This window comes from Pseudomonas sp. TH43 (assembly GCF_016650635.1).
Classification (GTDB): Bacteria; Pseudomonadota; Gammaproteobacteria; order Pseudomonadales; family Pseudomonadaceae; genus Aquipseudomonas.
On the sequence record NZ_JAEKFI010000001.1, the window covers coordinates 1530820 to 1542500 of the forward strand.

At 58.6% G+C, this 11681-nt stretch carries 8 protein-coding genes and 2 rRNA genes (1 of these 10 running past the window's edge); 3 read left to right on the forward strand and 7 right to left on the reverse strand.

Features of this window, described 5'->3' with window-relative positions:
* Nucleotides 1–49: 49 nt before the first annotated feature.
* From JFT81_RS06850 to JFT81_RS06865, 4 genes are read right to left on the reverse strand one after another with little or no spacing between them, the layout of a single operon-like run.
* The gene (locus JFT81_RS06850) at nucleotides 50–1345 is read right to left on the reverse strand and encodes an FAD-dependent monooxygenase (protein WP_201226629.1); all 1296 of its coding nucleotides are present in this window, start codon (nucleotides 1343–1345) and stop codon (nucleotides 50–52) included.
* Nucleotides 1342–2019, reverse strand: coding sequence for a S8 family serine peptidase (locus JFT81_RS06855; protein WP_201226630.1), 678 nt, complete (start codon nucleotides 2017–2019; stop codon nucleotides 1342–1344). The genes JFT81_RS06850 and JFT81_RS06855 overlap by 4 nt, the downstream gene beginning before the upstream one ends.
* Nucleotides 2009–3727 carry an ABC transporter ATP-binding protein gene (locus JFT81_RS06860; protein WP_201226631.1) on the reverse strand — a complete coding sequence of 573 codons (1719 nt, stop codon included), beginning with the start codon at nucleotides 3725–3727 and terminating at the stop codon, nucleotides 2009–2011. Before JFT81_RS06860 ends, JFT81_RS06855 begins: the two co-directional genes overlap by 11 nt.
* Nucleotides 3727–5631: a sigma-54-dependent Fis family transcriptional regulator gene (locus tag JFT81_RS06865; RefSeq protein WP_201226632.1), complete on the reverse strand. Its 1905-nt coding sequence runs from the start codon at nucleotides 5629–5631 to the stop codon at nucleotides 3727–3729. Before JFT81_RS06865 ends, JFT81_RS06860 begins: the two co-directional genes overlap by 1 nt.
* A 265-nt stretch (nucleotides 5632–5896) precedes the next feature.
* Between JFT81_RS06865 and JFT81_RS06870 the strand changes: the two genes are divergently transcribed.
* The 3 genes from JFT81_RS06870 to JFT81_RS06880 all read left to right on the forward strand — a co-directional run bounded on the left by JFT81_RS06870 (nucleotide 5897) and on the right by JFT81_RS06880 (nucleotide 7473).
* Nucleotides 5897–6502, forward strand: a complete 606-nt coding sequence (locus tag JFT81_RS06870) for a hypothetical protein (protein WP_201226633.1) — start codon at nucleotides 5897–5899, stop codon at nucleotides 6500–6502.
* Between the two features lie 9 nt (nucleotides 6503–6511).
* Nucleotides 6512–6718 carry a helix-turn-helix transcriptional regulator gene (locus JFT81_RS06875; protein WP_201205025.1) on the forward strand — a complete coding sequence of 69 codons (207 nt, stop codon included), beginning with the start codon at nucleotides 6512–6514 and terminating at the stop codon, nucleotides 6716–6718.
* An 83-nt stretch (nucleotides 6719–6801) separates the two neighbouring features.
* Nucleotides 6802–7473: a hypothetical protein gene (locus JFT81_RS06880; RefSeq protein WP_201205026.1), complete on the forward strand. Its 672-nt coding sequence runs from the start codon at nucleotides 6802–6804 to the stop codon at nucleotides 7471–7473.
* Between the two features lie 87 nt (nucleotides 7474–7560).
* Here JFT81_RS06880 and mrdA read toward each other — a convergent pair whose 3' ends face one another.
* From mrdA to JFT81_RS06895, 3 genes are all read right to left on the reverse strand, one after another.
* Nucleotides 7561–9453 (reverse strand): penicillin-binding protein 2, encoded by a 1893-nt coding sequence (gene mrdA / locus JFT81_RS06885; protein ID WP_201226634.1) that lies wholly within the window; start codon nucleotides 9451–9453, stop codon nucleotides 7561–7563.
* Nucleotides 9454–9675: 222 nt separating this feature from the next.
* Nucleotides 9676–9791, reverse strand: a 5S ribosomal RNA gene (gene rrf, locus JFT81_RS06890).
* Between the two features lie 157 nt (nucleotides 9792–9948).
* Nucleotides 9949–11681 (reverse strand): 23S ribosomal RNA (locus JFT81_RS06895) (it continues 1161 nt past the right edge of the window).

Here is an 11681-nt window from a genome sequence, read left to right on the forward strand (position 1 = left end):
ATCCCCGTTTTTGTAGGCGCTGAGCTTGCTCGCGAAGAGGCCAGCCGAGTCAAGGCGAATATCCCTGACTCAACAACCATGCCCTGATCACCCTGCCCTGCGCTTCATTCAATCCCGCCAACACCTGCTCCGCCGGCTCGGCTTGCAACCGCCTCACCAACGGCGCCAGCTCAACCCCCTGCACATGCCAAACCCCCAACGGCTGATCCGTTGTAATCACCACCTCGGCTTCATCGACAAAACCATCCCGCAACACCGGCATCCGCGCAATCCGCAACGCTGCAAAATCCGCCTCGGCATGCGCCACCTGATTATCCGGCCACTGTCGCCGCGCCTGCCAAAACGGCCGTTCATGCCAGCGCTGTTCATCGGCATAAAAGTCGCGGCCGATCCGCGCGAAACGCCAGAACAACTGCTCCACTCGCTGCTGATGAAAGCGTTGCGCCAACGCCGCCCGCTCAGGTTTGCGCAGTAGCGTGTTGATCACCACTGGCGCCTGCAACGCCGAAGACAACGACTGGAAAATCCCGTTGCCCGACAGTGGGTCCACCGCCATTGCCGCATCGCCGACACGAATCCAGCGTTCACCGCATAGCTGTGGAGAAAGAATCGCGGTACTGCTGCGCGCGTGCAGTTGCAGATCGGCTTGCGCTGTATCGCCGAAAAACGCCTGGGCGACATCCGAGGCCTCTCGGCGTTGGCGACAATAATCGAGCAGGTGCGCCTTACCCGGTAATCCGGCGCTGGCCACGTCCACCGTCCATTGCCAATAACACTGCCCGTCGGCCCGGCGCGCCATCCACGCCCAGCCGTCCTCGAGACTCTCCACGGCGCTGGCGGTGGTACCCGGCGCTCCTTGCCAGCGATTGAGCAGACTGACCGTCTCCGGCCCGCGCAGGCCTTTGCCGAGCGCCGGCGCCTGGCGTCCGCGCGCCTCCACCAGAAAGTCCGCGTGCAGCGTCGCGCCACCGTCCAGTTGGATCCGGTGCCCATTGACCGAAGGTTGCACACTCAGCACTCGCCCTTCGATCAGCTCAACGCCGGCCCCGCGCAAAGCTTCACGCAAACCGCGATCAAAGGTTGGCCGATCCAATAAATATTCGATGTTTTGCGCGTGCTGTTGGCCGTTCCAGTTCACCTGTCGCTGCGAGGGCAAGGTCGCCTCCGCCAACGCGTGATGCAAGCCGGCACCGCTCAGTGCCTCCAGCACACGTTGCGACACACCTTCCAGCGCCGCGAAACGTCGCCATTCGCTGACCAACATCACCTCGTAGCCCAATCGTCGCAGCCCTAAAGCAACGGCCGCCCCCGCCGGGCCGGCGCCGAGAATCACCAGGGCAGTCATGGCCCGAGTCGCCGCTCAGGCCCACGATAGCGAGCGTTTTGCTTCAGCCACTCGACGACCTCGGCATTGCTCGCGCCAGGCTGCGCCAGTAGCAACCCGGCGATGTGCCCGCTCAACGCCGCACACCCGAGACTGGCCCCCGACTGCCCCGGATAAGTGCCATGCACACACGCCGCGAAATCCGCCTGCGCACTGTCGAGCCATGACCATTGTTCGTCGGTACAACGCGCATCGCCGGTCACCCGCAGCACCTGCGGATAGCTCGCCGGAAATACCGCCGCGCCCTGTGCCGGGCTGGATGCGCAGAGCATCACGCCGCGTGCCACAGCCGCCGCACAGGCTTCGCGCAACAGGCTGCGATCCTGACGCAGGCCGAGGCTCAGATTGATCAGCCGAACGCCCTGCGTGACCAGCCAGTCGATCGCCGTGGCGATCTGCAACGCGCTGGTCACGCCGCGTTGATCAAACACCTGCGCCACGCAAATCTGCGCGCCCGGCGCACGATGGCTGATCGCTTCGATCACCGCGCTGCCATGGCCCAGCGGATCGTCACGCAGATCACTCTCGGCCAAGCCGTCCTCAAGCAACGAAAAACGCCGCCCGACGATCACCTGTACGCGCTGCGCCGCCGAGTGGCCGCTGTCGACCACACCGATACGTAACTCAGGCTTCATGCAGCACCGTTTTCGAGGTCAATACGCCGTCAAGCAATTCAAAGCGCAGATCGGCGTCCGCCAGCGTCGACGGTCGGTGGCTGATGAGGATGCGCGTACGCCCGGCAAACAAGCGGTCGATGGCCTCGATCACTTCCCGCTCGGTGGTTTCATCGACGGCCGAGGTGGCTTCGTCGAGCACCAGAATCAACGGATCCTGCAACAAGGCTCGGGCAATGGCGATGCGTTGCTTCTGCCCGCCGGACAACTGCTGGCCACGCTCGCCCAACGGGCTGTCGAGACCTTCGGGCAGCGACGCAATCAAGCTGTCGAGTTGCGCCAACCGCGCGACTTCAGCGACGGCTTCACGACTGGCATCCGGCACCGCGTAAGCAAGGTTATCCGCGAGACTGCCGCGAAACAGCACGATGTCCTGGCTGACCACGGCGATGCGTCGACGCAGTTCGAACAGATCCAGTTCGCGCAGATCCACTTCGCCGAGCAGCACCCGCCCCGACTGTGGGTCGTGATGTCGTTGCAGCAGGTCGATCAGGGTCGATTTGCCAACCCCCGAGCCGCCGCTCAACGCCACTTTCAAACCGTAGGGAATCGTCGCTTCGATACCGCGCAACGTGCTCGGCCGGCCCGGATGACTGAAATGCACATTGTCGAAACGCAACTCGCCCGAGACCGGCACTGGCTGCGGCGAAACCGGCGAGCGCACCGTCGGCTCTTCGCCACGCAACTCCATCACTCGACCCAGGCTGACGGTCATCCGTTGAATGGCGACATACAATCCCAACAAACTCTGCACCGGCCCAACCGCCATGCCCAGATAGGTGGAAAACGCGATCAACGCGCCCAATTGCCAAGCGCCCTGTACCACCCAATAACCGCCGATCAAAAACGCACAGGCACGGGACAGCGAGGTCAATGTACCCGGCACTGCCTGAGTGAAAAACTCGGTGACTTGCAGGCGCAGCAACTGATTCATGTAGCCCTGCCCCAGGTTCTCCAGACGCCGTGCCTCACGCTGTTGCTGACCGGCCGACTGGATGAATTTCATCACCGGCAGCGTCTCGACCATGAACGACGACATGTCCGCCGAACGTTCGCGCAACTGGCGTACATCGCGCTCGACCTTGCGCCGCATCCAGCGCAGCCACAGCACGTCGAGTGGGATCAGCACCAGCGCCAGCAGCGAGAGCTTCCATGACAGCGTGAACAGCATGGCGATTGCCGCCACCAGCCCGATCACACTCGATACTGCCGAGAACAATGAGTCCACGGCAAAGCGCTGAATCTCCGCGACATCACCATCAAGCCGCGACATCAGATCGCCGATGCGCCGCTGCCCGTAGAAGCTTGGCGACAGGGTTTGCAGATGCCGATAAAGGTCATCGCGCAGGGCAAACAGAATCCTCCCGGACAGCCGTGTGTGCAGATAACGATTGATCCCCGACAATGCCGTACCGAGTAATCCGGCGATGATCATCAACACAGCGATCGTCACCAGCATCGGAAAATTGCGCGCCAGCAGACCATCATCGATCAGCAGTTTGACCAGCCATGGCTGCACCAATACCAGCAACGAGGCGCACACCGACAGCCCGAGCAACCCGGCAATCGCCAAGCGCTGCGGGCGAACGAAACCGTACAGCCAGCGCAACGCCGCTTGCAGTGCGGCGGGGTCGCGACTGTCGATCAGCCGAACAATCAGGCGCTGCATCAGACGCGCAACTGTTTGAGTTTGCGATACAGGGTCGCGCGGCTGATGCCGAGTGCCTCGGCGGCGGCCGAGACGTTGCCCTGATGGCTGTCGAGAGACTGGCGGATCATCTCCAGTTCGTTCTCGCGAATACTGCCGGGCTGGGGTTTTTCGCTGGCAGCGAGTTCGTCGAGCATGCTGTCAGGCAGGTGATCGAGTGTCAGCAGTGTCTCGCCCGGTTCACGCATGGCCAGCGCGGTACGCAAGACCATTTCCAGTTGGCGGATGTTGCCCGGCCAGTGATACGCGCCGAGCAGGCGGTCGAGGTCGTCGTGCAGCATCACGTTCGGTGCGTCGAGTTTGCTTAACAGTCTTGCGACCAGCGCGGCGAAATCCTCACGCTCACGCAGGGCCGGGAGCATCACACTGATACCGTTGACGCGATAGAACAGGTCTTCGCGAAACTGTTTGTCAGCAACCCGTATTTTCAGGTCACGGTGCGTGGCGCAGATCAGCGCGACATCGATGTCCTGCTCTTCGCCAGCACCGAGCGGCGCGACTTTGCGATCCTGCAACACCCGCAATAAACGCGCCTGCAAAGCCAGCGGCATGTCGCCGATTTCGTCGAGGAACAGCGTGCCGCCGTGAGCCTGCTGGAGGCGGCCGATCATGCCGCCACGGCGCGAACCGGTAAACGCGCCCTCACGGTAGCCGAACAGTTCCGACTCGATCAGGCCTTCGGGAATCGCCGCACAGTTCACCGCGACAAAGGGTTTGTCGCAACGGCTACCAGCCATGTGCAGGGCGCGGGCGATGACTTCTTTACCCGTGCCGGTTTCACCGAGCAGCAACACTGGCAACTCGTTGGCCAAGCCCTGACGGGCCATGCGCAAGGCACGGGCGTAGCGGGCATTGTTGCCGGCCAGCGCTTCGAGATCCGGTTGTGGTTTAGCGGCTTTTGCCACGCTGCGCGGTGGCCCGCCGAGGTTGACCGAACGCGCCGGGGCACGCAGGGTCTTGTAGAAAAACTCACCTTTGGCGGTTTGCAGACTGCCGACGCCGCCCTGTTGCAAACGACTGAGCAATTGCACGCCATCGACACCCAGAAACTCTTCACAACGCCGCCCGACCAGCGCCGAGCGCTCGGCCCGCAGCAATTGGCAGGCCTGCGCGCTGACCGCGAGAATCTGTCCGCCAAGACTGACCGCCAGCAAGCCCTGCCATGGCGATTCGAGATACTGCCGACGACTGTGAAATGCCAGGACGATCTGCTCGGGGAAGCTGTTGTTGAATACCCGGCTCTCGATCTGGCTGACCGCCATGCTCAGCAACGCGGTGCTGTCATGGACGCGCCCGAGCGGGCCTTCACGGGTCAGGTCAAGGACGCCAAGAATGTCACCCTGCGGGCAATGGATCGGCACTGAGGTGCAGGAGAAATCGCTGAGGCGATCAAGGTAATGTTCGCCGCAATCGATCAGCGTCGGCCGGGCCTCGACCAACGCGGTACCCAAAGCATTGGTGCCGCGCGCCGCTTCGCTCCAACAGGCGCCAAGGGTGATGTCTTGCAGGCCGCTGCCCTTGAGTCGGTCGGCACGTCCTTCGACCGCAAGAATGGTCGCATCGGAGTTGGCGAGGATGATCAAACCTTCCTTGCCCTGACGCTCGGCGAGGTAATCGATGGCCGGCATCGCTGCGTCGATCAGCAGTCGATTGCTCGCCAGCAGCACATCGAGGCTGGCGCTCGATTCGAGGCTCAGTTCGTGTTTGCCGTTGAAATGCACACCGTGGCTCAGGCTGCGACGCCACGAAGCATCGATCTCCGCACGCAGCACACCATCGGGCACCTGACCCTCCAGATGCAGCTTCTCCCGGGCGAGCCGGGCCTGGGGGTGAGACTTGGGATCGGTGGTTTTTATTAGAGTCATCAAGCGCTCCGCAGCGGTCCGCTCGGCGCTTTTATGAGTTCAGCGCCCTGACGGCAATCTTTACGTTAACGTCAGGACGATGGCAAGCACTGTGGGGCACTTGTGTTCCGCCAGGTGAATGAGCCCGGATCTTATCCATCTCCTGAGAACGCCCGAAAAGCTGCTGTGCAGGGCATTGCAGATGCCTTTAAGCACAATTAATTATTGCAAATCGATAATTTAGCATCGAAAATCAATCACTCTTACGACACAACCAGGAATTTTCATGAGTACTCGCATCAACGGCGTGGCGCTGCAGCGCATGCATTGGGTCGGACTGCTGGCAGCGATCCTTGTCTGGATCCTGGGCGCCACGGAGGTCGGCGGTAGCGCTACGCTCTGGATCTCTAAAACGGACGAAATGCTGGCAGCCTTGCTCTATGCGTTTGCTGAAAACTCGCCGCAATTACTTGACCCGTTTGTCGAAGGCGCGCTGCTCAATCCCGACACTTGGCTATCGCCGCTGGTCACTGCGCTAATCGTCTTTCTGGACTTCCTGCCCGTTGCGTTATCGGCCTACGCGTTATGGCTGACAGGGCTGTTTTTCCTGCGCTTGTCGCGCGGTGAAACCTGGACCGAACGCAATATCAGGCTCTTGTGGCGAGTCGGAGTACTGTGCATCATTTCTCCGGCAGCCTACCCGCTGGTAGAGACCTTGCAGGGTTTGACGTTGTCGATAGATCTGCCACCTGGGGAGCGGATTTTTCAATTCTCGATCGGCCTGTCTTCCTCTTCCGCCTACGAGATTGTCAAAGGCGTATTGCTCTGTTTGTTTTCAATTATCATGCGAGATGCAAAAGTACTCAGCGATGAGCAAAGTCAATACATATAGAACAATAGAATGACCATTATCGTCCGCCTTGACGTTGTCATGGCCACACAAAAAATTCGCTCGAAAGAGCTGGCCGCCCTGCTCGGGATCACCGAGGCCAATCTGTCATTACTGAAAAATGGCAAGGTCAAAGGCGTGAAGATAGCAACGCTCGACAAGCTTTGTGCCGCGCTCGATTGCCAGCCAGGCGATCTGCTGGAATTCCAGAAAGACTGAGCCTGCTCATGGCGGCGAGTTGTTTTTGGCAAGTCCCAACCGTTTAACTGTTACTCAATTCTTGGTTGTAAGGTTTCTATTTCATGTCCCGTTACTATTCCTGCGCGCTGTTATGGCTGACGGCGTTACTCAGCGGCTGCGCCACACAATTAGAAGTGGCACTCAATGCAACACCTGATCCGGACTATCAATTTGACCGCAAGGCCACTGTTCTTGTGACGTCTGCCAATGGCAGCGATGAAAGCGCACTGAATGCCCGCTACTATCTTCGAGACATGGTGAATGCGTTAAAAGAAAAGGGCTTTCAGGAGGTCTATACCGACACTGATCTACCCCAAAAGCATGCTCCGATCAAAATGACCGTCACCCTCGATGTCAGCAGCCGACAGGTGTCTTACCGCTATACCGCTACCGATTATGGGCAGGTGGCAACCAGCACCTCGACTGTGTGCAAGAACAGTAAGAAAAAAGATGACCGGCTGACCTGCACAAGCACGCCAAACACCACTTATGGCCCGGTAGGTACCTCGGAGCGAACCGGCTATACCACCCTCAGCACGTTCATTGCGACTGCCAAGGATGAAGTGAGCAAACGTGCGGTCTACCTGCTGCGGGCTTCGTCCTATAACGAAGACTGCCAGCCAGCCAAGGTCGAAACCTTCCTGGTAGAGCAAGGGCTGCAGAACCTGAATTTCGAGGACCGCGTACAACGCAACTACAGCGTCACAATGCCCGAGGGCTATCGCTGCAAATAGTGCGTTGCCCGACGAATCGTAACTCGCAGCTTCCAGCACCTGCTCAACTTGCATGAGCCAGTGCCAGGAAGCCGTTGCCGGTTTCAGTTAGACGTGCGGATCCCCCGGCGCTTTGCTAGGCGCGGCGTATTGCGGCTTGAGGTGGCCGTCCTGATCAAGTAGCCAGGCGTCCATGATCTGTCGCACCACGGGACCGGCGACGCGACCACCGGCCTCGCCGTTCTCGATCATTACCGCAATCGCGATCTTCGGATGTTCGGCCGGTGCGAAACCGACGAACAAGGCGTTGTCGCGGTGGCGCTCGAGGGTCTTCTCGCGGTTGTAGCGTTCGCCCTGTTTGATCGCCACCACTTGTGCCGTACCACTCTTGCCGGCGATACGATATTGCGCGCCTGCCGCTGCCGCGCGAGCGATGCCGCGGGCGTCGTGCATGACCATCTGCATGCCGTGGTTGACCTGCTCCCAGTCACGCGGATCCTTGAGCAGGATATTCGGCATCGGGTGCTCATCCACCGGGGCTACGCCATCGACGGTCTTCGCCAGGTGCGGACGGTTCCATACGCCTTTGTTGGCGATCAGAGCCGTGGCTTGGGCCAATTGCAGTGGCGTGACCTGCATGTAGCCTTGGCCGATGCCGAGGATTACGGTCTCGCCGGGGAACCAGGCCTGACGACGCGTGGCGCGCTTCCAGGCCTGGGACGGCATCAGGCCGGCCGACTCTTCGAACATGTCCAGCGAGACCTTCTCGCCAAGCCCGAACATCGCCATGTAATCGTGCAGACGATCAATGCCCAGCTTGTGCGCCAGATCGTAAAAGTAGGTGTCGTTGGAGCGCATGATCGCCGCGTCCATATCTACCCAACCGTCGCCGCTGTGGTTCCAGTTTCGGTACTTGTGATCAAAGTCCGGCAGTTGGTAGTAGCCCGGATCGAAGACCCGGGTCTGCGGCGTCACGACCCCGGCATCGAGCCCGGCGATTGCCACTTCCGGCTTGATCGTCGAGCCCGGCGCATAGAGGCCACGCAGTACGCGGTTGAACAGCGGTCGGTCGATAGAGTCACGCAGCGCCGAGTATTCCTTGGAGCTGATACCGGTGACGAACAGATTCGGGTCGAAACTCGGGTTGCTGACCATGGCCAGCACTTCACCGGTGGACGGGTCGAGCGCTACGACTGAACCTCGACGATCACCCAGTGCGGCCTCGGCGGCTTCCTGCAGTTTGACGTCGAGGCTGAGGACGATGTTTTTGCCGGGCACCGGATCCGTGTGCTTGAGCACCCGCAGTACACGACCCTGCGCGTTGGTTTCCACTTCCTCGTAACCGACGTGACCGTGCAGCTGTGGTTCGTAGAAGCGCTCGATACCGGTTTTGCCAATGGATTGAGTACCGCGGTACTCCACCGAGTCGAGGGTCTTGGATTCTTTTTCGTTGATTCGGCCGACATAGCCGATCGAATGGGCGAAATGAGCGCCGAGGGGATAGTGACGAACGAATTGTGGTTCGACATCGAGGCCGGGCAAGCGGAACTCATTGACTGCCAATACGGCAATCTGCTCTTCCGTCAGCTCATAAAACAATGTCACCGGCGTGAACGGATGACGGGACTGCTTCATGGCTTTGTCGAACACCGTGCGGTCTTCAGCGGGCAGGTGCAGAAGGCTGATGACCTCGTCCAGCTCCTCATTGACATCAGTGGCGCGCTCTCGGGTGATCGTCAGGTTGTAGCTGGGACGGTTGTCCGCGAGCAGCACGCCATTGCGGTCGTAGATCAAGCCGCGTGTCGGCGGGATCGGCAAGACGTGCACACGGTTGTTTTCGGAGATGGTCGAGTGATAGTCAAACTCAACCACTTGCAGAATGTACAAGCGTACGACCAGCGCGCAGCTGACGGCGAAGACGAACAAGGCGCAGGCAATCAACCGTTTGTTGACCAGACGCTTCTCTTTTTCGTGATCCTTGATCGGGATGGGTTCAGGCATTTCTACAGCAACTCTTTGACATAAATGAGTGCCGATCCGTGGGCATGACATCAGTCCGTTAAAAAACGAGCTGCACCATACCAAAAACTGCACGGTCACTTCAGAACGATTTGCTCCAATGGCAGCGCGTGCGACGGTTGGGGCCGTCATAAGGTGAAGAAGACTTTCCTGCAGGCAAAACAAAACCCCAACTGCTTTCGCAATTGGGGTTTCGGAATTTAATCTTGACGATGACCTACTCTCACATGGGGAAACCCCACACTACCATCGGCGATGCATCGTTTCACTGCTGAGTTCGGGATGGGATCAGGTGGTTCCAACGCTCTATGGTCGTCAAGAAATTCGGGTACCGAATCGTGGCCAGATGGCCTCGCTTCAGCAAATTGGGTATGGGATAGTTTTCGGTGTTTTGTGAACATCAAACTTTCGGTTCGTTTCGTCTTCACACACCGCAATCTGATGCTCTTTCGAGTACTCAAATTGCTTGGGTGTTATATGGTCAAGCCTCACGGGCAATTAGTATTGGTTAGCTCAACGCCTCACAGCGCTTACACACCCAACCTATCAACGTCGTAGTCTTCGACGGCCCTTCAGGGAACTCAAGGTTCCAGTGAGATCTCATCTTGAGGCAAGTTTCCCGCTTAGATGCTTTCAGCGGTTATCTTTTCCGAACATAGCTACCCGGCAATGCCACTGGCGTGACAACCGGAACACCAGAGGTTCGTCCACTCCGGTCCTCTCGTACTAGGAGCAGCCCCTCTCAAATCTCAAACGTCCACGGCAGATAGGGACCGAACTGTCTCACGACGTTCTAAACCCAGCTCGCGTACCACTTTAAATGGCGAACAGCCATACCCTTGGGACCGGCTTCAGCCCCAGGATGTGATGAGCCGACATCGAGGTGCCAAACACCGCCGTCGATATGAACTCTTGGGCGGTATCAGCCTGTTATCCCCGGAGTACCTTTTATCCGTTGAGCGATGGCCCTTCCATACAGAACCACCGGATCACTAAGACCTACTTTCGTACCTGCTCGACGTGTCTGTCTCGCAGTCAAGCGCGCTTTTGCCTTTATACTCTACGACCGATTTCCGACCGGTCTGAGCGCACCTTCGTACTCCTCCGTTACTCTTTAGGAGGAGACCGCCCCAGTCAAACTACCCACCATACACTGTCCTCGATCCGGATAACGGACCTGAGTTAGAACCTCAAAGTTGCCAGGGTGGTATTTCAAGGTTGGCTCCACGCAGACTGGCGTCCACGCTTCAAAGCCTCCCACCTATCCTACACAAGCAAATTCAAAGTCCAGTGCAAAGCTATAGTAAAGGTTCACGGGGTCTTTCCGTCTAGCCGCGGATACACTGCATCTTCACAGCGATTTCAATTTCACTGAGTCTCGGGTGGAGACAGCGCCGCCATCGTTACGCCATTCGTGCAGGTCGGAACTTACCCGACAAGGAATTTCGCTACCTTAGGACCGTTATAGTTACGGCCGCCGTTTACCGGGGCTTCGATCAAGAGCTTCGCGTTAGCTAACCCCATCAATTAACCTTCCGGCACCGGGCAGGCGTCACACCCTATACGTCCACTTTCGTGTTTGCAGAGTGCTGTGTTTTTAATAAACAGTCGCAGCGGCCTGGTATCTTCGACCGGCATGAGCTTACGGAGCAAGTCCTTCACCCTCACCGGCGCACCTTCTCCCGAAGTTACGGTGCCATTTTGCCTAGTTCCTTCACCCGAGTTCTCTCAAGCGCCTTGGTATTCTCTACCCAACCACCTGTGTCGGTTTGGGGTACGGTTCCTGGTTACCTGAAGCTTAGAAGCTTTTCTTGGAAGCATGGCATCAACCACTTCGTCATCTAAAAGATAACTCGTCATCAGCTCTCGGCCTTAAGATCCCGGATTTACCTAAGATCTCAGCCTACCACCTTAAACTTGGACAACCAACGCCAAGCTGGCCTAGCCTTCTCCGTCCCTCCATCGCAATAACCAGAAGTACAGGAATATTAACCTGTTTTCCATCGACTACGCTTTTCAGCCTCGCCTTAGGGACCGACTAACCCTGCGTCGATTAACGTTGCGCAGGAAACCTTGGTCTTTCGGCGTGGGTGTTTTTCACACCCATTGTCGTTACTCATGTCAGCATTCGCACTTCTGATACCTCCAGCAAGCTTCTCAACTCACCTTCACAGGCTTACAGAACGCTCCTCTACCGCATCATCCGAAGA

What these genes read in the sequence shown, in the direction of transcription:
- JFT81_RS06855 (WP_201226630.1), bottom strand. Translation starts at nt 2,019, where the DNA reads ATGAAGCCTGAGTTACGTATCGGTGTGGTCGACAGCGGCCACTCGGCG.
- JFT81_RS06860 (WP_201226631.1), bottom strand. Translation starts at nt 3,727, where the DNA reads ATGCAGCGCCTGATTGTTCGGCTGATCGACAGTCGCGACCCCGCCGCA.
- JFT81_RS06880 (WP_201205026.1), top strand. Translation starts at nt 6,802, where the DNA reads ATGTCCCGTTACTATTCCTGCGCGCTGTTATGGCTGACGGCGTTACTC.
- JFT81_RS06850 (WP_201226629.1), bottom strand. Translation starts at nt 1,345, where the DNA reads ATGACTGCCCTGGTGATTCTCGGCGCCGGCCCGGCGGGGGCGGCCGTT.
- JFT81_RS06870 (WP_201226633.1), top strand. Translation starts at nt 5,897, where the DNA reads ATGAGTACTCGCATCAACGGCGTGGCGCTGCAGCGCATGCATTGGGTC.
- mrdA (WP_201226634.1), bottom strand. Translation starts at nt 9,453, where the DNA reads ATGCCTGAACCCATCCCGATCAAGGATCACGAAAAAGAGAAGCGTCTG.
- JFT81_RS06875 (WP_201205025.1), top strand. Translation starts at nt 6,512, where the DNA reads ATGACCATTATCGTCCGCCTTGACGTTGTCATGGCCACACAAAAAATT.
- JFT81_RS06865 (WP_201226632.1), bottom strand. Translation starts at nt 5,631, where the DNA reads ATGACTCTAATAAAAACCACCGATCCCAAGTCTCACCCCCAGGCCCGG.